Here is a 19,558-nt window from a genome sequence, read left to right on the forward strand (position 1 = left end):
CCGCACCTGCGGAAGGGCCCACGACGACAATTGACAGGGCCGGTCAGAAATTGTCAGGAGAGGGAGCGCCGGATATGCGGTACGGGCCTTCCGGCCCTTCCACGCCGTCGGCGACCGGCCCTTCCGGTTCTCTCGCACCAATGGGAACCGGCGCTTCCGGTTCTCTGGCGCCGAGGGGAACCGGCGCTTCCCGGGTTCTCCCACCGACCGGGACCGGCCCTTCCTCCGTCACGGTGAGGCGGGAGACCTCCGTCGCGGTGAGGCGGGAGACGGAACGGGCGCGCCCCCTCCGGTGGAGGAGACGCGCCCGTCGCGTCCGGGGGCCTCAGCCCCAGGCGAGCATGCGGAGCGGATCCTCCAGCATGGCGCCGATGTCGCGCAGGAAGAGCGAGCCGAGCTCCCCGTCCACCACCCGGTGGTCGAAGGACAGGGCCAGGGTGCAGACCCGGCGCGGCACGATCTGCCCGTCCACCACCCAGGGCATCTCCCTGATCTGCCCGACGGCCAGGATCGCCGACTCGCCCGGGTTGAGGATGGGCGTTCCGGCGTCCACCCCGAAGACGCCCACATTGGTGATCGTGATGGTGCCCCCGGCCATGTCGGCGGGCTGGGTACGGCCCGCCCTGGCGGTCTCGGTGAGGGCGCCGAGGGCGCCCGCCAGGGCCGGCAGGGAGAGCAGGTGGGCGTCCTTGACGTTGGGGACGAGCAGGCCGCGCGGGGTGGCGGCGGCGATCCCCAGGTTGACGCGGTGCTTGACCACGATCTCCTGGTTGGCCTCGTCCCAGGCGGAATTGATCATCGGATGGCGGCGGATCGCCACCAGGACCGCCTTGGCGACCAGCAGCAGCGGCGAGACCTTGACCTCCGCGAAGTCGGGAAGGCCGCGCAGCCGACGGACCGCCTCCATGGTCGCCGTCACGTCCACCTGGAGGAACTCCGTCACGTGCGGCGCGGTGAACGCCGAGGCCACCATGGCCTGGGCGGTCGCCTTGCGCACGCCCTTGATCGGGATCCGCTCCTCGTCGCCGACGGACCCGACGGACCCGACGACCCCGGCCTGCTGCGGCCGGACGCCGTCGTGGCCGTTCGCGCCGGCGCCGGTACGGGCGTCCAGCGCGGCCTGGACGTCCTGCCTGGTGATCGAGCCTTGCGGGCCGGTCCCGGTGATGGTGGCCAGGTCGATCCCGAGGTCCCTGGCCAGCTTGCGCACCGGGGGCTTGGCCAGGACCGCGACCCTGCCCGGGGACGCCGCACCGGCCCCCTCCGCCGCGGGGGCGGGCGCGGAGGCCACCGGGGGCACCGAGGCCACCGAGGCCACCGTCACCGCCGCGGGCACGGGAGACGCGGCCGCCGGAGGCGCAGGGACAGGGACAGAGACAGAGGATGCGGCTTGCGGAGCCGCCTCGGCACCGCCGCCGGACGGCGCCTGCTTGCGGGGGCGCCGCTTGGCCGTGCCGGTCCTGACGCCGTAACCGACCAGGACCGGCTGCCGCGCGCCGGCCGGCGGCTCCGGGACCATGTCCTCGGCCAGCGCGTTCTCCCGGCTCTCCCCGGCGACCGGCGAGGCCGCACCGGAGGCGCCCGGGGCGGGACCCGAGGCGCCGGGGGCGGGACCCGAGCCGTCGTCCACCGCGATGATCGGCCTGCCCACGTCCACGGTCTCGCCCTCGTCCGCCATCAGGGCCGCCACCACGCCCTCGAACGGGCAGGGCAGCTCGACCACGGCCTTGGCGGTCTCGATCTCCACGATGGTCTGGTTGACCGTGACCGGGTCCCCGACCTTCACGTGCCAGCGGACGATCTCCGCCTCGGTCAGTCCCTCGCCCACGTCGGGGAGCTTGAACTCCTTCATCGGCCCCTCCTCAGAACGCGAACGCGCGGTCGACGGCGTAAAGGACCCTGTCCAGATCCGGCAGGTAGTGCTCCTCCAGCTTCGAGGGCGGATAAGGGGTCGAGGGGCCGCCGACCCGCAGCACCGGGGCCTCCAGGGTGTAGAAGCACTCCTCGGTCACCCGGGCGGCGAGCTCGGCGCCGAAGCCGTTGTAGACGGGCGCCTCGTGCACCACGACGCAGCGGCCGGTCCTGCGTACCGACTCGGTGACCTTGGGGAGGTCGAGGGGGTTGAGCGAGCGCAGGTCCAGCACCTCCAGGGAACGGCCGTCGTCCTCTGCGGCCTTGGCCACCTCCAGGCAGGTCTTCACCATCGGCCCGTACGCCAGCAGGGTGAGGTCGGTGCCCGGCCGCACCACCCGGGCCTCGTCGAAGGGGGTCCAGGCGGTGGAGGCGACGTCCACGTCGGCCTTCTCCCAGTAGCGCCGCTTGGGTTCGAAGAACACGACCGGGTCGTCGCAGCGGATCGCCTGCTGGATCATGGTGTAGGCGTCGGACGGGTTGGAGCAGGCCACGACGCGCAGGCCCGCGGTGTGCGTGAAGTACGCCTCGGGCGACTCGCTGTGGTGCTCCACCGCGCCGATGCCGCCGCCGCACGGGATCCGGACCACGACCGGGAGCCTCAGCTTGCCCAGCGAGCGCAGCGGCATCTTGGCGAGCTGGGTGATGATCTGGTCGGCCGCCGGGAAGACGAACCCGTCGAACTGGATCTCGCAGACCGGGCGGTAGCCGCGCAGGGCCAGGCCGATGGCCGTGCCGATGATGCCGGACTCGGCCAGCGGGGTGTCGATGACCCGCTGCTCGCCGAAGTCCTTCTGCAGGCCGTCGGTGACCCGGAACACGCCGCCGAGCTTGCCCACGTCCTCGCCCATGACGAGCACCTTGGCGTCGTCCTCCATGGCCTTGCGCATTCCCTCGTTGAGCGCCTTGGCCAGCGTCAGAACCGTCATGCCTCGAACCCCTCCAGGTAGGTGGCGAACTCGGCACGCTCGGCGTCCACGAGCGGGTGCCTCTCGGTGTAGACGTGGTCGAAGATGGCCAGCGGCTCGGGTTCGGGCATCTCCAGGCAGCGCTTGCGCACGTCGCGCCCGAGCTCGTCGGCCTCGGCCTCGATCGTGTCGAAGAACTCCTGGTCGGCGATCTGGCTCTTGAACATGTAGGCCCGCAGCCGCTCGATCGGGTCCTTGAGCTTCCACGCCTCCAGCTCGGCGGCCACCCGGTAGCGGGTCGGGTCGTCGGAGGTGGTGTGGGCACCCATCCGGTAGGTGAACGCCTCGATCAGCGTGGGGCCCTGGCCGGACCTGGCGTCGGCCAGCGCCTTGCGGGTGACGGCCAGGCAGGCGAAGACGTCGTTGCCGTCGACCCGCACGCCCGGGAACCCGAACCCGCTGGCCCTGCGGTACAGCGGGATGCGCGTCTGCTTCTCCAGCGGCTCGGAGATGGCCCACTGGTTGTTCTGGCAGAAGAACACCACCGGCGCGTTGAACACCGACGCCCAGATGAACGCCTCGTTCACGTCGCCCTGGGAGGTGGCGCCGTCACCGAAGTAGACGATCGAGGCGGCCTCGGCGCCGTCGCGCTGGATGCCCATGGCGTAGCCGACCGCGTGCAGGGTCTGGCTGCCGATCACGATGGTGTAGAGGTGGAAGTTGTGCTCGGCCGGGTCCCAGCCGCCGTGGTTGACCCCGCGGAACAGGCCCAGCAGGTTCAGCGGGTCCACCCCCCGGCACCAGGCGACACCGTGTTCGCGGTAGGTGGGGAAGGCCATGTCGGCCTCGGTCAGTGCCCGCCCGGAGCCGATCTGGGCGGCCTCCTGCCCGAGCAGCGAGGCCCAGATGCCCAGCTCGCCCTGGCGCTGCAGGGCGACGGCCTCCAGGTCGACCCGGCGGACCAGGACCAGGTCCCGGTAGAGTCCGCGGATCTCCTCGGGCGTCAGGTCGATGTCGTAGTCGGGATGCTCGACCCGTTCTCCTTCGGGGGTCAGCAGCTGGATGAGCTCCGGAGGTGCTTCCGCACCACGAGAGGCGTCGACTGTCACGTGCCGCTCCTGTGTGCTCGGGGCCGTCTGGATGGGTTCGCCACCGCCGTCCGGCCGATTCGCGACGCGTTCGCCCTATCTGGTGGTAGTTCATCCGCGTCTGTGGCCATCGTGGCAGAGGTCACATGCATCTGCGCAAGACCTACCGGGGCGTCCATATGCTCCCCGTTCCCCTGGCGTCTGCTTTCACCCGCCGTTTCCGGGCCTGGCGACGGCCCGGCGGCGGTACGGCGGCGGCCCGGCGACGGCAGGGCGGTCGTGACACGGCCCCGGCTCCGCGAGGCGCCCGGGGCCCGTTACTCTTGAGCTCCGCACCGTCCCCGTCGCAACCAGGAGGAACGCCGTGGCGCGCGTCATCGTCGACGTCATGCTGAAGCCGGAGATTCTCGACGCGCAGGGGCAGGCGATCGCCCGTGCTCTGCCGCGGCTCGGCTTCTCGGGGGTCTCGGCGGTACGCCAGGGCAAGCGGTTCGAGGTCGAGATCGACGGCCCCGCCGACGAGGCGGCCCTTTCGGACGTCCGAAAAATGGCCGAAACGCTTCTCGCCAACACGGTGATCGAGGACTACGTCGTCACCGTGGAGCCATAGACCGTCACAGACGGTTGACCAAACGCCCACATCTGGCCATATCCATCCATATGGACAGAGCAATCCCACGGCTTGACCACCAGTCAATAACATTACGGTTATTTTGCGGTTAGCCCGGATTCTGCAGGGAAGCCTTCACGGTGGTGACGTCTGACCCCGGGAGGAAACCGGTGGACATGGAGTTCTCGTTGGCTCTGCCACGACAGGCCGTCGGTATTCCGATGGTCCGCAGGGCGCTCGGTGACTCCCTGTGCTCGCTCGGAGTCACCGAGGAGTGCATCTCCGACATCCTGCTCGCGGTCACCGAGGCGTGCGCCAACGCCGTACGGCACGGGGGTCCGGCCAACCGCTACGAGGTGGAGACCTCCATCGGCGAGGGCCGCTGCGACGTCCGCATCATCGACCGGGGCCAGGGGATCGTCCGGGTGCCCGAGCACTACCCGCCGTCGGACGCCGAGAACGGCAGGGGCCTGCTCATCATGCAGGCGGTGGTGGACGAGATCTCCTTCGACATCGCCCCCGGCAGGGGCACGGTCGTGCACCTGCGCAAGCGCCTCGACTGGGACGACGAGGCCGTCTTCTCGCGCGACCGGGTGCTCGCCGCCGTGTAGAGCCGCACAGCCCCGTCCCGGATGCCCGTCGTGCGGGCGCCCGTCCGGGATGCCCCACCGTGCGGGCCCGTCCCGGGCGCCGTACCGGAGACGTCGTGCCACGCGGGGCGGGCCGTGGCCCGTCCGGCGTGGGATCCGCCACTCCGCGCGTGAGCTCTCACCCGGAGCGGATAGCCTGGACGCACCGCCGCAGACCGACGTCCGATGTGTGAGACGCCGGCGCGGCGCCCGTTTGTGGAGGGGAACGCTGCCATGAGTGCTGCCCGCGTGGGCGTCGTCACTTTTCCCGGAACGCTCGACGATCAGGACGCGGCCCGCGCCGTGCGCCATGCGGGCGGTGAAGCCGTCCCGCTCTGGCACGCGGACCCCGACCTGAAGGGGGTGGACGCGGTCTTCCTGCCGGGCGGGTTCTCCTACGGGGACTACCTGCGCTGCGGCGCCATCTCCAGGTTCGCGCCGCTGATGGAGGAGCTGATCCCGGCCGCCGGGGCGGGACTGCCGGTGCTGGGCACCTGCAACGGCTTCCAGATCCTGTGCGAGGCCCACCTGCTGCCCGGGGCGCTGATGCGCAACGCCGGGCTGCACTACGTCTGCCGCGACCAGGGCATCCGGGTGGAGAACACCGCCACCCCCTGGACGTCCGGCTTCACCGAGGGCCAGGAGATCGTCCTGCCCGTCAAGCACGGCGAGGGCCGCTACGTCGCCGACCCGGCCACGCTGGCCGCGCTGGAGGCCGCAGGCCAGGTCGTCTTCCGCTACTCCGGCGGCAACCCCAACGGTTCCCTGAACGACATCGCGGGCATCCGCAACGAGGCCGGCAACATCGTCGGGCTCATGCCGCACCCCGAGCACGCCGTCGAGGACCTCACCGGGGCCCCGAGCACCGACGGGCGCGCCTTCTTCTCCTCGATCCTGAAGACGATGGTGAACGCATGACCCTCGACACCGTCAAGCGGGCCGAGGCCACCCCCTCAGAACCCCAGCCGTACGCCGAGCTCGGCATGAAGACCGACGAGTACGAGCGGGTCCGCGAGATCCTCGGCCGCCGGCCCACCGGCTCCGAGCTGGCCATCTACAGCGTCATGTGGAGCGAGCACTGCTCCTACAAGTCCTCCAAGGTGCACCTGCGCCAGTTCGGCACCAAGGCCCCGGAGTCGGCGGCGCTGCTCGTCGGCATGGGCGAGAACGCCGGCGTGGTGGACGTCGGCGACGGCTGGGCCGCCACCTTCAAGATCGAGTCCCACAACCACCCGTCCTACGTCGAACCCCACCAGGGCGCGGCGACCGGCGTGGGCGGCATCGTCCGCGACATCATGTCCATGGGCGCCCGGCCGATCGCGGTGATGGACGCGCTGCGCTTCGGCGCCGCGGACGCCCCCGACACCCGGCGCGTGCTGCCCGGCGTGGTCGAGGGCATCAGCCACTACGGCAACTGCCTCGGGCTGCCCAACATCGGCGGAGAGGTCGTCTTCGACCCCTGCTACATCGGCAACCCGCTGGTCAACGCGCTCTGCGTGGGCCTGCTCCGCAAGGACCAGATCAAGCTCGCCGTGGCCCCCGGGCCGGGCAACAAGGTCGTCCTGTTCGGCGCGCTGACCGGCCCCGACGGCATCGGCGGCGCCTCGGTGCTGGCCTCGGCCACGTTCGAGGACGAGTCGCAGGCCAAGCGCCCCAGCGTCCAGGTCGGCGACCCCTTCATGGAGAAGCTGCTGATCGAGTGCTGCCTGGAGCTCTACCAGGCGGACGTGGTGGTCGGCATCCAGGACCTCGGCGCCGCCGGTGTCTCCTGCGCGACCACCGAGCTGGCCGCCAAGGGCACCGGGGGCATGGACGTCAGGCTCGACCTGGTGCCGCTGCGCGATCCCTCGCTGCGGCCCGAGGAGATCCTGATGAGCGAGTCGCAGGAACGGATGATGGCGGTCGTCACCCCCGACGACATCGACGCCTTCATGGCGATCTGCGCCAAATGGGACATCCCCGCGACCGTGATCGGCGAGGTCACCGACTCCGGCCGACTGGTGATGACCTGGCACGGCGAGACCATCGTCGACATCCCCCCGGGCACCGCGGCCGACGAGGGCCCGGTCTACGAGCGGCCGTTCCACGAGCCCGCCGGTCAGGCCGCGCTGAACGGCGACGACCCGGCCCGCCTGCCCCGCCCGGACGACCTGCGCGCGACGCTGCTGCAGCTGCTGGGCTCGCCGAACCTGGCGTCCAAGGAGTGGGTCACCTCCCAGTACGACCGCTACGTGCGCGGCAACACCGTGCTGGCCCAGCCCGCCGACGCGGGCGTGCTGCGCATCGACGAGGTCATGCCCGGCGCCGAGGAGACGACCCGGGGCATCGCGCTGGCCACCGACGGCAACGGCCGCTACGCCCGCCTCGACCCGTACGCCGGGGCGCAGCTCGCCCTCGCCGAGGCGTACCGGAACGTCGCCGTGACCGGGGCGACCCCGCTGGCGGTGACCAACTGCCTGAACTTCGGCTCCCCCGAGGACCCCGAGGTCATGTGGCAGTTCTCCGAGGCCGTGCGCGGCCTGGCCGACGCCTGCAGGACCCTCGGCGTACCGGTGACCGGCGGCAACGTCTCGTTCTACAACCAGACCGGCTCCGTGCCGATCCATCCGACGCCGGTCGTCGGCGTGCTCGGCGTCATCGAGGACGTGGCCGGCCGGGTGCGGTCGGGCTTCACCGGGGAGGGCGACCGGATCGTGCTCCTCGGCGAGACCGAGGAGGAGTTCGGCGGGTCGGAGTGGGCGCACGTGGCCCACGGCCACCTGGGCGGGCTGCCGCCCGTGGCGCGCCTGGAGTCCGAGCGCGACCTGGCGCTCGTCCTGGCCGAGGCCGCCTCGCAGGGGCTGCTGACCGGTTCCCACGACCTGTCCGACGGCGGGCTGGCCATCGCGCTCGCCGAGGCGTGCCTGGCCCAGGGCGTCGGCTGCACGGTCGCGCTCACCGGGCAGGACGCGTTCGTCGACCTTTTCAGCGAGTCGTCGGCCCGCGCGCTGGTCACCGTCAGGCCCGAGTCGTTCGACGCCTTCGCGGAGCTGTGCGCGGCCCGCGAGGTGCCCTGCTACGGCCTGGGCACCACCGGCGGCGACGCCCTGCGGGTGGAGGGTCTCCTGGAGGTCCCGGTCACCGAGCTCCGCGAGGTCCACACGGGCACCCTGCCCGCCATCTTCGGCTGAGGCCGCCCGCGTGGGTCTCGCGCGGAACGGACGTGTACCGGCCGGGTCCCGGGGCTGCCGCCCCTGGACCCGGCCGGTCTCGTATATGTGGATCACGCGGTGACGCGCCGGCCGGCGGGACGAGATGTCGATGTCCCCGTCCCGCCGGGTGGCGGCGCGTCACCACGAACGGGCCGTGCGGTCAGGCGGGCGCGGATCGGCCGGGGGCGCCCGGCCCGCGCGGCGCGCGCCCGAGGGTCACTTCTTGACGCAGACCACGTAGACGGTGCCCTTGGCCGAGGCGGAGAAGGTCTGTGCCTGGACACCACCGGAGGCGGGGGCCTTGGCGGAGCCCTTCGTGGCGCTCGGGGTGGCGCTCGGGGCGCTGCCCTTGTCGGTGCCCTGGGCGTCCGAAGCGGCTTCCCTGTCGGCGCTCTGGGCGTCGAAGATCCCGTAGTCCCTGTTCAGGCCCACCGTCCAGGTGGTCGCCGAGGACGGGTAGGTGCCGGTGACCACGAAGTACTTCATGGCGGTGAGGGAGTAGCCGCCGCCGGTCGCGACGTCGCCGCCGTCACAGCTGACCGAGGCGCTGCCGTCGTTGCTCAGGCTGAAGTTCCTGGTGTTGACGTAGGTGGTCAGCGCGGCGCTGTCGCCCGGCTCACCCTTGGGGCCCCGCTGGCCGTCCCTGCCGTCCTTGCCGTCCGCGCCCTTGGGACCCTGCGGACCGGTGTCGCCCTTGGGACCCTGAGCGCCGTCCTTGCCGTCGTCACCCTTCGGGCCCTGCGCGCCGGTGTCGCCCTTCGGACCCTGAGCGCCGTCCTTGCCGTCGTCACCCTTCGGGCCCTGCGCGCCGGTGTCGCCCTTCGGGCCCTGAACGCCGTCCTTGCCGTCCACGCCCTTCGGCCCCTGCGGGCCGGTCCTGCCCTGGAAGCCGCGTGGCCCCTGCGGGCCCTGCGATCCGGTGTCGCCCTTCGGTCCCTGCGGGCCCCTCGGACCCTGGGGGCCCTGCGGCCCGGCCGAGGCGATGCCCTCCTGGGTCTGGGTCGTCTGGCCCCACCTGACCCGGAACTCGGTCGGCCGGCACTTGGCCGTGGCGTTGACGATCCGGGCGTACCTCGTCTGCTTGTGGACGCACGCGTGAACCTCGGCACCCGCCGATGAGGCGACGGCGCTACCGCTCGCGGTGAACAGGGTTCCGGCGAGCACGCCGACGGTCACGACGGCGAGCGTGCGTCCGCCCGGTAACTTGACAGCCACAGGGCTTCCTTTCTGCGACACCAGAGCCTGGTGTGATGGGAGAGACACGTAATACACGTTTCAACCGTTCCAACGGTTGGCGACGCGTACATCACGCTTCGGCCTCGGAGGAACCGCGTCGTGTCCGCAGGCTCGTGAGCGTGTCCAAGGACGCCCTCCGGTACGGGCCGCGTACGGGATAATCGGTCCGTTCGGGGGAATCCCGCCCGCTGGGCGTGGACGGACACCACAGGGAACCGACCGGGTTCTCCAGACGCGGAGGCCACCGTGCCGACCATCGATCCGACAGGCGCGGTCATCGACGACCGTGCCGGACGGGAACCGTACCTGCCACCGGCGACACAGCCGGTCCGCACCCTGGTATGGATCCTGCACCTGGCGTTACCGATGCTCGGGCTCTGGCTGTTGCTGGCCGAGCCGGACCTGAACATCGTGCTGCACGACAAGTCCACCCACTTCTGGCTGATCATCGCAGTGGCCGGGATCAACCTCGTCCTGGGCCTCATGGTCGGCCAGGCCTCGGCCAGGCGGGCGGACGCCCGGCTGCTGCTCGTCTCCCTGGTCTTCCTCAGCGGTGCCGGGTCGTTCCTGGTGCACGGGCTGACCACACCGGGGATCATCCTGGACCTGGACAAGGCCAGCTACGGCTTCGACCTCTCCCACCCGGTGGGGCTGATCCTGGCCTCGGTGTTCGCGTTCGCCTCGGCGCTGCCGCTGGGCGAGCGGGCGGCCTCGGCCGTGATCCGGAACCAGATGTGGCTGCGCGGCGGGCTCGCCGCCCTGATCGCCGCGTGGGGCGTCGCGTGCCTGATGCCGGACCTGACGCCGCTGAGCGACGAGCCGCCCTCCGCCCCCGGGGGCGTCGGCCTGGGCGGGGCCGAGTGGATCGGGGTGGCCCTGTTCGTCGCCGCGGCCGCGATGATGTTCCAGCTGCACCGCAGGCGTCCCGCGGCCGTGCTGATCAGCCTGGTCACCGCGTACGCGCTGCTGGCCGAGACGTTGGTCGCGGGGCTGTCGCACCGCAACTGGCACCTGTCGTGGTGGCTCTGGCACGTGCTGCTGACCATGGCGTTCGTCTTCGTGGCCTACAGCGCCTACCTGAAGTTCCGCCGGGAGGGCAGCAGCGCGGGGCTGTTCGACTCGGTGGCGCTGTCGGCCACGGTCCGCAGGATCAGGGCCGACTACGAGGCCGCCCTGGAGGAGCTCGTCGGCCACCTGCGGCGCAGGGAGGAGCGCGACGGGGGCGGGGTCCCCGTCGCGGACAGGCTGGCGGGCAAGTTCGGCCTCACCGAGGCTCAGGTCGCGGTGCTCGACCGGGCGGGCGAGGCGCTGGCCAACGAGCGGGAGCTGACCGACCGGCTCACCGCGCTGGTGGAGACCGGCCGGCAGGCCCGCGTGGGCCTGCCGGAGAGCGAGATGCTCTCCCAGAGCCTCGACCGCATCCGGCAGGCGTACGGGGACGTCCGCATCAAACTGGTCGACAACGGGCGGGTCACGGTCAGCTCCAGGGAGTACGGCCAGGCGGACTTCCCCGGTGACCGGCCGATCCGGCTGGAGGGGAAGATCGTCCACCCGCTGACGGTCAAGGGCAGGCTCGCCGGGGCGCTGGAGGTGCCGCTCGACAGGACGGCGCAGGACGAGGCGCTCGCCGCCACGCTGGCCGGCCAGCTCTCGCTCTCCCTGGAGAACGCCCGGCTCTACAGCGAGCTGGAGACCCTCTTCCGGCAGTACATGTCGCCGGACGTGGCCCAGTCGCTGCTGGCCGACCCGCAGACCGCCGCGCTCGGCGGCGAGCTGGTCGAGCTGACCGCGCTCTTCGCCGACCTGAAGGGGTTCACGAGCTTCTCCGAGCGGGTGGCGCCCGGGGAGATCGTCGAGATGCTCAACCGGTACCACACCGCGGCCGTGCCCATCGTGCTCGGCAACGGCGGCACGATCGTGCAGTTCGTGGGCGACGCGCTGCTCGCGCTGTTCAACGCCCCGGCCCGGCAGGCCGACCACGCCCTCGCCGCGGTACGGGCGGGCCTGGCCATGCAGGAGGCGGCCGAGGAGATCGCCGCGGGGACGCCCGGGTACCCCCGCTTCAGGATCGGCATCAACACCGGCGAGGCGCTCGTCGGCAACATCGGCAGCCCCGAGCTGCGCGGGTTCAACGCGATGGGCGACTGCGTCAACGTGGCGGCCCGGCTGGAGGGCATCGCCGAGCCGGGCAGCGTCGTGATCGGCCAGACCACCCTGGACCTGATCGGCCCCGGGGCCAAGACCCGATCGCTGGGCTGGCTCAACCTCAAGGGGAGGGAGCAGCCCGTCCATGCCTATGTGCTCTCTGAACTGTCGTAGAAATACCTTTCGCCGTCCGAGGCGCGAGGACACAATCGAGATCGCCAGGAGGTCGTCATGACGTCTTCCCCTTCCCCCGAGCCGGGCGAGTTCATCACGAAGCTCACGAGTGAGGAGGTCGCGGACCTGTACGCCGCGGGGCGGCCCAGACACTGGGACAGGGGCGCGACGATGTTCACCGAGGGTGACGTCTCCGACTGGGTGCTGCTCCTGACGTCGGGCCGCGTCAAGGTGTCCTCGCACACCGCGGCCGGCGGCGAGGTGGTGCTCGCGATCCGCGGGCCCGGCGCGCTGATCGGCGAGTTCGCGGCCATCGACGGGCTGCCCCGCTCCTCCACGGTCACCGCCCTCGAACCCGTCGAGGGGATCACGATCCGCGACTTCCCCGCCTACCTGCAGGAGCACGGCAGGGTCGCGGTGCTGCTGATGAAGATGCTGATCGGCAAGATGCGCGACTCCGACCGCAAGCGGATCGAGTACGGCGCGTTCGACACCACCGGCCGCGTGGCCACCCGGCTGATCGAGCTGGCCGAGCGCTACGGCGAGCCGTCCAACGGCGGGGTGCGGGTCGCGCTGCCGCTCTCCCAGGACGAGCTGGCGGGCTGGACCGGGGCCTCGCGGGAGGCGGTCAGCAAGGCGCTGCGCTCCCTGCGCGACCGCGGTCTGATCGAGACGGGCCGGCGGCGCGTGATCGTGCACGACATGGAGGGGTTGCGCAAGCGGGCCCGCTGAGACGGCGCGCGGGGGCTTCGGGCGGGCCGGACCGACAGGACGTGCGAGGGCTTCCGGGCGGGCCGGACCAAGATCGACGTACAACGTACGTCAGACTGAGGTTCATGGTCGCAATCCCCCAAGACCTGCCCGGATCCCCCGAATACCTTTCCAGGCTCCGCTACGCATGGCGGGTCTGCTCGGTCACCAGCCTCGGCCTGGTCATGATCGGCATATCCGGCAGCACGCTGAACGTCGCCCTTCCCACCGTGGTCAGGCACTTCCACGCGGACGCGTTCGCGGCCGGCTGGGTGCTGCTGGCCTTTCTGCTCGTCAACACCGCGACGCTGGTGTTCTTCGGGCGGGTGGCCGACCTGATGGGCCGGCGGGAGGTCTATCTGGCGGGGTTCGTCCTGTTCACCGCGGGGTCGCTGCTGGCCGGTCTCTCGCCCGGCATCTGGTTCCTGATCGCGATGCGCGCGGTGCAGGCGGTCGGGGCGGCGATGATCCTCGCCAACGGAACCGTGATCATCACCGACGCCTTCCCCCCGGACCGGCTCAGCCAGGGCATGGGCGTCTACATCGGCACCCTGTCGGTCGCTCAGCTCGCCGGCCCCACCCTGGGCGGCCTGATCGCCGAGACCGCGGGCTGGCAGTGGATCTTCTGGATGAACGTGCCGGCCGGGCTGATCGCCCTGACCTGGGGCGCGTTCACGCTGCGCCGGGTCGCCCGGGGGCCGCGCCGTTCGGTGGACGCGACCGGCAACCTGATCGTGTTCGCCGCCCTGTCCGCCGCCCTGATCGCGCTGTCGGAGGCGGGGTCACGGGGGCTGTCCAGCCCGGTGGTGATCGTCGGTGCGGTGATCACGGTGGTGCTGGTCCCGCTGTTGGTCGTGGTGGAGCGCCGGGCGGCGCACCCCGTCCTGGACGTGCGGCTGTTCGGCGAGCGCATGCTGGCCTTCGCCAACCTGGCCTCCTTCTGCAACGCGCTGGCCCGCTCGGCGCTGATCCTGCTCGTCGCCCTGTACTTCCAGGCCGCCAGGGGGGTCGACGCGGTCACCGCGGCCCTGGGCGTGCTGCCGGTGCCCGTCGGCATGGCCCTGGCCTCCCCGGTGACGGGCGCCCTCGGCCGCCGGATCCGGCCGTACGCGCTCTCGGTGGGAGGTGCCCTGCTGAGCGCGGCCGGGCTGGGCGTCCTGTTGCTGAACGTCGACCCCGCCACGCCGTACTGGATCATCGGGGTGGGGTTGTTCCTGTGCGGCTGCGGCAGCGGCACCTTCCTGACCGGGAACACCACGCAGGTCATGTCCGCCCTGCCCGCGGGGAGCCTGGGCGTGGTGAACGGCTTCCGGCTCATGATCATGAACGTCGGGATCGTGCTGAGCGTCGCCCTGACGCTCAGCGTCCTGACCGGCTCGGTCACCCCCGAGCTGCGCGCGCAGGTGTACGCGGGCACCCTGTCGCGCGTCTCCCCCGTGGCCGTCGAGCAGCTGATGACCGGCTTCAGGACGACCTACGCCGTCCTGTTCGCCGTCGCCCTGGCCGGAGCGCTGATGGCCGCCCTCGCCCGCTCCCGCCGCCCCACCGACCCGGTGCCCTGATCGGCGGCCGCGGGGAACCGCGCGGCGTCACCGGCCGGAGGTACGGGCGGCCAGCGTCTCGATTCCGGTGATCAGGAGGTCGACGCCGAAGGTGTCGTAGAGGCCGGGGGGCCCGTCCTCGGACAGCGGGACGGCCATCTCCACGATGTGCGGGTAGACGTCCGGCGGCAGCGACTGCAGCCTGACCCTCTTCAGGCGCGTCCGCTCGGCCATCTCCGGCTCGGACAGGCCGGGAACGCAGTGCCTGGTGGGGCCCGCCGCCAGCGCGATCGCGCCCTGGAGCAGGTACTGGGAGATCATGCAGATCTCGTCGGGGGAGAACCCTCCGCGCTTGGCCAGGCCGAGGCTGGTGTCCCACACCCGCAGGAAGGCGGGCACCTCCAGGTGCTCCACCTCGCTGAGCACGGACGCCGCGCACGGGTGCCGCCGCAGGATCCGCACCAGGCCGGTGACGAGCTCGCGGAGCCGCTCCTGCCACGGGCCGGCGTGCTCCTGGCCGATCACGAACCCCTCGACCAGGTGGTCGGCCATCGCGACGGTGAGCTGCTCCTTGTTCTTGAAGTGCCAGTAGAGCGCCATCGGCGTGACGCCCAGCTCCTGGGCCAGGCGCCGGATGGTCACCGCGTTCAGCCCTTCGGCGTCACCGATCTCCAGCGCCCGCTCGACGACCGCCTCGCGGGTCAGTTTTCCCATCACGCTTGACAACTATACGCCGTACGGGTTCCACTGTGCACCGTACATGTACGACGTATAAGTACAGCGTAGAGGAAATGGGATGACGGATACCCGCAGGTGGGGAGCACTGGGAGCGATCTCCCTGGCCACCTTCATGACCTATCTCGACAACAACGTGGTGAACGTGGCGCTGCCGACGATCCAGCGCGACCTCGGGTTGAGCGTCTCGGGCCTGGAATGGATCGTGAGCGGCTACATCCTGGTGTTCGCCGGGCTGATGCTCGTGGGCGGGCGCCTGGCCGACGTCTTCGGGAGGCGGCGGATCTTCCTGATCGGCCTGGTGGTGTTCACCGCCGCGTCGCTGGCGGCCGGGCTGTCCACCGGAGGCGGCATGCTCATCGCCACCAGGGCCGTACAGGGGGTGGGCGCGGCGCTTTTGACCCCCACCGCGCTGGCACTGCTCACCTCGGTCTTCCCGGACCCGCGGGAGCGCGCGACCGCGGTCGGCCTGTGGAGCGCGGTGGGCGCGCTGGCGCTGGCCCTCGGGCCGCTGACCGGCGGGCTCATCAGCGAGCGCTGGCACTGGGGCTGGATCTACCTGATCAACGTGCCGATCGGGGTGGTGACGTTCGGCCTCGGCCTGTGGGCCATCAGGACCGGCCCGCCGGAGCGGGTACGGCGCGGCCTCGACGTCCCCGGGCTGGCGACCTCCGGCCTGGCCCTGTTCGCGCTGACGTACGCGCTCATCGAGGGCGCGGGGGCCGGATGGACCTCGCCGGCCATCCTGGGCGCGTTCGGGATCGCGGCCGTCTCCGCGCTGGCGTTCACGACGATCGAGATCAGGAGCCGGGAGCCGATGATCGACCTGTCGCTGTTCCGGTCGAGGGTGTTCAGCGGGGGCACGCTCTCGATGGGCCTGTGGTCCTTCGGCGTGTTCGGGATCTACTTCTTCACCGCGCTGTACCTGCAGAACGCGCTGGGCTTCTCCCCGATCGAGGCCGGTGCGGCGTTCGTGCCGATGGCGCTGCTGATGGCGGTCAGCGCGGCCGTCGCGCCGAGGCTGGAACGGGCCGCCGGGACCGCGCCGGTCGTGGCGGCCGGACTCGCGCTGATGGCCGTGGCGGTCTTCGGGATCTCGTTCGTCGGACAGGGCGGGTCGTACGGCGACCTGCTGCCGTGGTTCCTGCTCTACGGACTGGGCGGCGGCATGCTGGTGCCGCTCACCACCGCGATCCTGGGCACGCTGCCCGCCGGCCGGACGGGGATCGCCTCGGGTGTGCTGAACGTCTCGCGCGAGGTCTTCGGCCTGCTCGGGATCACGCTGCTGGGAGCGGTACTGAGCGCCCGGCAGTCGGCGTCGCTGGCCGAGGGGGCCGGGCAGGCGGTGGCCTTCCTGGACGCCTACCGCGACACGCTGGTCGTCGCCGCGGTCATCATCGCGGTGGGCGTGCCGGTCAGCCTGCTGTCGCTGCGGATCGGCCGCTCCCCGCGGCGACCGGCCGCGTCCGCCGGGCGACCCGCCGTCCCGGTGGGGTGACGGACCTCCGGCGGAGGAACACCCGTCCCCGGTCCCGTCAGAGGCCGTGACGTGCCCGTTCCCGCGCGGCTCCCCTGCCCGTGCCGACATGACCGGCATAATCGAGACGAACGGCCGGGCCGGACGGCGGCCCGGCACCGGACCGGCGTCCCGGGCCCCGTCCACCTCGCTCCCTCCGAACCCGTGTCCCCACCCGGCGGGCACGCCGCCGCCCGGGTGCCCGGCAGGAGGAGCACATGCGTTCGGTGACACCGGTGGTGACGGCCGTCGTCCTCATGACGGGGCCCGGCGTCCCGGCCGGGCATGACGCCGCCCCCACCCCCGCACCGCGCGCCACCACCTCCCCGGCCGTTCCGGCCGAGATCCCGGCCACGGCGGGCACCGCGAAGGGCGTCACGACCGGGACGGCCGCCGCAGGGCCCTCGGGAGGGGACGGGATCCCGCCGGCGTGGCGGGACGTGGCGTCGCTGCGCGTCCTTCCCCGGTGGCCGCGCCAGGCGAGCCACGTCCGGGTGTTCGTGCACTGCCCTCCCGGATCGGACCACGCGATCATCGGCTCCACCGCGTTCACCCTGAAGGGATCGAGACGCCTCTACCGGGAGGTGGGGCTCGGGCTCTCCGGCCGGGGCCTGGCGCACCGCGCCGTGTCCGTCTCCTACTCCGCCCTGCCGGGCCGCCACGGGGCCTGCCTGAGGTGCGTGAAGGTCACGGTGGACGAGCGGACCCGCGTCCGGCGGATCCAGGTGATCGGCCGGGACTCCGCACCCCTGCGCGTGCGAAGGTTCAGCGTCCGGCACTTCTTCGACCGGTGATCCCGGATTCCCGGTGAGCTCCGGGAGGTGATCCCGGGGCCGTTCCCTTCCCGGAGCGCTCCGGGAAGGGAACGGCCCCGTCCTCACCGCCCACGGCGAAGTGGTGAGGACGGGGCCGTCCCTTCGAGCCGATGACCGGACCCCGGGAGCCGGTCCTCCCGGTCCCGGCCCCGGTCAGGAACCGATCCGGCCGCCCCGGGCGTGCCAGGCGACCACCACGGACGGGCGGGGCTGGGAGGTCCCGCCGTCGGGCCAGTGGCTGCTGGGGTTCTCAACGGTGGCGCCGTTGGTCTCGCCGGGGTGCTGTACGGCGACGAAGACGCTGCGCCGGTCCGCGGTGACCAGCGGGCCGCAGGTCTCCGCACCGACCGGCATGCTCAGGAACTGCTTCAGGTGGCCGCGCCCGGGACCCTGGACCGGCATGGCGAACAGGCCGTCGTGGGCGCCGAGCTGGTTGCCGTCGGTGGAGATCCAGAGGTTGCCCTCGGGGTCGAAGGCGACGTTGTCCGGGCAGGAGATCGGCGAGACCTGGCTCTTGTCGAACCCGGAGAAGTAGGTCGCGGGGTCGTCCGGGTCACCGCAGACCAGCGGCAGCCACCAGGCGAAGGTCGTGGCCCCGGCGTCGTTGCGCCGCTCGACGATCTCCAGGACGTGGCCGTGCTTGTTGGCGGGGCGCGGGTTGGCCTCGTCCACCTGGGCCGGGGTCCGGTTGGAGTTGTTGGTCAGGGCCACGTAGACGCCGCCGGTGACGGGGTTGCGCTCCACGTCCTCGGGACGGTCCATCTTGGTCGCCCCGACCTTGTCGGCCGCCGACCGCGTGTAGACGAGCACCTCGGCGGCCGTCATGCCGGGCACGTGCGAGACGTTACCGGTGACCAGCGGGATCCAGGTCCCGGAGCCGTCGAACCGCCCGTCGGCGGGGAGCTTCCCGCTGCCGTCGATCTCCGTGGCCGGGCTGTCGCCGGTGAAGCGGGCCACGTACAGCGTGCCGTCGTCCAGCAGCGTCCGGTTGTGCCGGTCGAAGCCCGGGATGTAGCGCTTCCTGGAGACGAACTTGTAGACGTACTCGAACCGCGAGTCGTCGCCCATGTAGGCCACCACCCGGCCGTCGGCGGCCAGGGAGGTGGTGGCGCCCTCGTGGCACATCCTGCCCAGGGCGGTGCGCTTGATCGGGGTGGAGTCGGGGTCGAACGGGTCGATCTCCACGATCCAGCCGGTGCGGTTGACCTCGTTGGGGTGCTTGGCCAGGTCGAAGCGCTCCTCGACCCGGTCGAAACGGCGGTTGCCGCTCGGGATCGCGCTGGTGGTGTTCACCGCGTACCGGGCCAGGAAGGGCTTCTGGGCCTCGGGCACGGCGGTGCCGTTGACGAAGTACTGGTTGAAGTTCTCCTCGCCGCTGAGCACCGTGCCCCACGGCGTGGTGCCGCCCGCGCAGTTGTTCAGCATGCCGACCGGCCTGGTGCCCGCCGGGTCGGCGGCGGTCTTGAGCAGGTCGCTGCCGGCCGCCGGGCCGGTGAACCTCATGGGGGTGTGCACGGTGATGCGGCGGTTGTAGCGGCGCGACCCCCGGGTGACCAGCTTCCACTGACCGGAGGAGCCCACCCGCTCGATCTCGACCACCGAGCCGCCGTGGGCGGCCATCCCGATCCTGATCTGCTCCTCGGTCGCGGCGGTGCCGTCGGTGTAGCCGCGGAACATCAGGTTCTCGTCGGTGTACTCGTGGTTGACCCAGAGCAGGCCGCGCCGCTGGCCCAGCGGGAAGAGCGTCACGTAGTCGCAGTTGTAGCCGAACTGGGCGGCCTGGGCCTCGGCCGTCTGGTTCTCGAAGTCGAACGCGGGGGCGCCGGGCAGCACCGGGTCCCCCCAGCGCACCACGGGCGCCGACAGGTACCCCGGCGGGACGGTCACCCTGTCCTCGGTGTTGGGCGGGACGGCGGTGAAGCGCAGGCCGTTCCGGCCGCCGTGGCCCTGCCCGTGGCCGTGGCCGCGACCGCGCTCCAGGGCGTCGACGTCCGGGTCGGCGACGGCGGGCGCGGACATGCCGACCCCCACCCCGGCGACCAGCGCGCCCAGCGCGCCGGCGCGCAGCATGCCCCGGCGGCTCACGGCCTCGGCGACCACGTCGCCGAAGTAGGTGTTCTCACTGGTGTTCACCACGTCATGGGCGCACTGGTCACCGCAGCGGAACCGGCAGGTGAGCGCGCTACGCCCACCCTTGTGCGGGCTCATGAGCAAGGGGAGCAGTCTGCGCGGCGCCGTGTTCGCCACAGGGTCCTCCAAAGGGGGCGAGGTCTTTCGGCCGGGACGCTACGCGGGCCGGCCGAACCCGG

General features: G+C 71.8%; 15 protein-coding genes. 9 read left to right on the plus strand and 6 right to left on the minus strand.

Going from position 1 to position 19,558, the window contains the following annotated elements:
• Window positions 1-325: 325 nt before the first annotated feature.
• Genes ACIBCT_RS17220 through pdhA form a run of 3 tightly spaced genes read right to left on the minus strand, consistent with a single transcriptional unit; the run spans window position 326 to window position 3,928 of the window.
• Window positions 326-1,852 carry a dihydrolipoamide acetyltransferase family protein gene (locus tag ACIBCT_RS17220; protein ID WP_399189488.1) on the minus strand — a complete coding sequence of 509 codons (1,527 nt, stop codon included), beginning with the start codon at window positions 1,850-1,852 and terminating at the stop codon, window positions 326-328.
• A gap of 10 nt (window positions 1,853-1,862) precedes the next feature.
• Complete coding sequence (locus ACIBCT_RS17225; RefSeq protein WP_399189490.1) at window positions 1,863-2,840, minus strand: alpha-ketoacid dehydrogenase subunit beta; 978 nt, start codon at window positions 2,838-2,840, stop codon at window positions 1,863-1,865.
• Window positions 2,837-3,928: a pyruvate dehydrogenase (acetyl-transferring) E1 component subunit alpha gene (pdhA, locus tag ACIBCT_RS17230; protein ID WP_399189492.1), complete on the minus strand. Its 1,092-nt coding sequence runs from the start codon at window positions 3,926-3,928 to the stop codon at window positions 2,837-2,839. Before pdhA ends, ACIBCT_RS17225 begins: the two co-directional genes overlap by 4 nt.
• 343 nt (window positions 3,929-4,271) lie before the next feature.
• Here pdhA and purS point away from each other — a divergent pair, with 343 nt between their 5' ends.
• The 4 genes from purS to purL all read left to right on the plus strand — a co-directional run bounded on the left by purS (window position 4,272) and on the right by purL (window position 8,316).
• The gene (gene purS, locus ACIBCT_RS17235; RefSeq protein ID WP_399189494.1) at window positions 4,272-4,517 is read left to right on the plus strand and encodes a phosphoribosylformylglycinamidine synthase subunit PurS; all 246 of its coding nucleotides are present in this window, start codon (window positions 4,272-4,274) and stop codon (window positions 4,515-4,517) included.
• A gap of 188 nt (window positions 4,518-4,705) precedes the next feature.
• A complete protein-coding gene (locus tag ACIBCT_RS17240) occupies window positions 4,706-5,128 on the plus strand; it encodes an ATP-binding protein (RefSeq protein ID WP_399189496.1) in 423 nt (140 codons plus the stop codon).
• 252 nt (window positions 5,129-5,380) lie between these two features.
• Window positions 5,381-6,064 carry a phosphoribosylformylglycinamidine synthase subunit PurQ gene (purQ, locus tag ACIBCT_RS17245; RefSeq protein WP_399189498.1) on the plus strand — a complete coding sequence of 228 codons (684 nt, stop codon included), beginning with the start codon at window positions 5,381-5,383 and terminating at the stop codon, window positions 6,062-6,064.
• The gene (purL, locus tag ACIBCT_RS17250; RefSeq protein WP_399189500.1) at window positions 6,061-8,316 is read left to right on the plus strand and encodes a phosphoribosylformylglycinamidine synthase subunit PurL; all 2,256 of its coding nucleotides are present in this window, start codon (window positions 6,061-6,063) and stop codon (window positions 8,314-8,316) included. The genes purQ and purL overlap by 4 nt, the downstream gene beginning before the upstream one ends.
• 237 nt (window positions 8,317-8,553) lie before the next feature.
• Here purL and ACIBCT_RS17255 read toward each other — a convergent pair whose 3' ends face one another.
• Window positions 8,554-9,552, minus strand: coding sequence for a hypothetical protein (locus ACIBCT_RS17255; RefSeq protein ID WP_399189502.1), 999 nt, complete (start codon window positions 9,550-9,552; stop codon window positions 8,554-8,556).
• A 267-nt stretch (window positions 9,553-9,819) separates the two neighbouring features.
• On the opposite strand from ACIBCT_RS17255, the gene ACIBCT_RS17260 reads away from it, so the two are divergent.
• The 3 genes from ACIBCT_RS17260 (at window position 9,820) to ACIBCT_RS17270 (ending at window position 14,204) form a co-directional block, all read left to right on the plus strand.
• Entirely contained in the window at window positions 9,820-11,892 is a 2,073-nt protein-coding gene (locus ACIBCT_RS17260; protein WP_399189504.1) for an adenylate/guanylate cyclase domain-containing protein, read from the plus strand.
• A gap of 57 nt (window positions 11,893-11,949) precedes the next feature.
• Entirely contained in the window at window positions 11,950-12,624 is a 675-nt protein-coding gene (locus ACIBCT_RS17265) for a Crp/Fnr family transcriptional regulator (protein ID WP_344899790.1), read from the plus strand.
• Window positions 12,625-12,728: 104 nt separating this feature from the next.
• Window positions 12,729-14,204 carry an MFS transporter gene (locus ACIBCT_RS17270; protein WP_399189507.1) on the plus strand — a complete coding sequence of 492 codons (1,476 nt, stop codon included), beginning with the start codon at window positions 12,729-12,731 and terminating at the stop codon, window positions 14,202-14,204.
• Between the two features lie 27 nt (window positions 14,205-14,231).
• Here the strand turns inward: ACIBCT_RS17270 and ACIBCT_RS17275 are convergent, their stop codons facing one another.
• The gene (locus ACIBCT_RS17275; protein WP_399190031.1) at window positions 14,232-14,897 is read right to left on the minus strand and encodes a TetR/AcrR family transcriptional regulator; all 666 of its coding nucleotides are present in this window, start codon (window positions 14,895-14,897) and stop codon (window positions 14,232-14,234) included.
• An 82-nt stretch (window positions 14,898-14,979) separates the two neighbouring features.
• On the opposite strand from ACIBCT_RS17275, the gene ACIBCT_RS17280 reads away from it, so the two are divergent.
• Both ACIBCT_RS17280 and ACIBCT_RS17285 read left to right on the plus strand, forming a co-directional pair.
• A complete protein-coding gene (locus tag ACIBCT_RS17280; RefSeq protein ID WP_399189509.1) occupies window positions 14,980-16,416 on the plus strand; it encodes a DHA2 family efflux MFS transporter permease subunit in 1,437 nt (478 codons plus the stop codon).
• A 236-nt stretch (window positions 16,417-16,652) separates the two neighbouring features.
• Window positions 16,653-17,228 (plus strand): hypothetical protein, encoded by a 576-nt coding sequence (locus tag ACIBCT_RS17285; RefSeq protein WP_399189511.1) that lies wholly within the window; start codon window positions 16,653-16,655, stop codon window positions 17,226-17,228.
• 174 nt (window positions 17,229-17,402) lie between these two features.
• Here the strand turns inward: ACIBCT_RS17285 and ACIBCT_RS17290 are convergent, their stop codons facing one another.
• On the minus strand, window positions 17,403-19,496 hold the full coding sequence (locus ACIBCT_RS17290; protein WP_399189513.1) for a PhoX family protein: 2,094 nt from the start codon (window positions 19,494-19,496) through the stop codon (window positions 17,403-17,405).
• Between the last annotated feature and the right edge of the window lie 62 nt (window positions 19,497-19,558).

The organism is Streptosporangium sp. NPDC050855 (assembly GCF_044456585.1).
Lineage (GTDB): Bacteria > Actinomycetota > Actinomycetes > Streptosporangiales > Streptosporangiaceae > Streptosporangium > Streptosporangium longisporum.

Excerpts from the sequence above, each read along its gene's own strand:
- ACIBCT_RS17275 (WP_399190031.1), bottom strand. The coding sequence starts at position 14,897 with ATGGGAAAACTGACCCGCGAGGCGGTCGTCGAGCGGGCGCTGGAGATC.
- ACIBCT_RS17265 (WP_344899790.1), top strand. The coding sequence starts at position 11,950 with ATGACGTCTTCCCCTTCCCCCGAGCCGGGCGAGTTCATCACGAAGCTC.
- ACIBCT_RS17285 (WP_399189511.1), top strand. The coding sequence starts at position 16,653 with ATGCGTTCGGTGACACCGGTGGTGACGGCCGTCGTCCTCATGACGGGG.
- ACIBCT_RS17220 (WP_399189488.1), bottom strand. The coding sequence starts at position 1,852 with ATGAAGGAGTTCAAGCTCCCCGACGTGGGCGAGGGACTGACCGAGGCG.
- ACIBCT_RS17270 (WP_399189507.1), top strand. The coding sequence starts at position 12,729 with ATGGTCGCAATCCCCCAAGACCTGCCCGGATCCCCCGAATACCTTTCC.
- purL (WP_399189500.1), top strand. The coding sequence starts at position 6,061 with ATGACCCTCGACACCGTCAAGCGGGCCGAGGCCACCCCCTCAGAACCC.
- purQ (WP_399189498.1), top strand. The coding sequence starts at position 5,381 with ATGAGTGCTGCCCGCGTGGGCGTCGTCACTTTTCCCGGAACGCTCGAC.
- ACIBCT_RS17225 (WP_399189490.1), bottom strand. The coding sequence starts at position 2,840 with ATGACGGTTCTGACGCTGGCCAAGGCGCTCAACGAGGGAATGCGCAAG.
- ACIBCT_RS17280 (WP_399189509.1), top strand. The coding sequence starts at position 14,980 with ATGACGGATACCCGCAGGTGGGGAGCACTGGGAGCGATCTCCCTGGCC.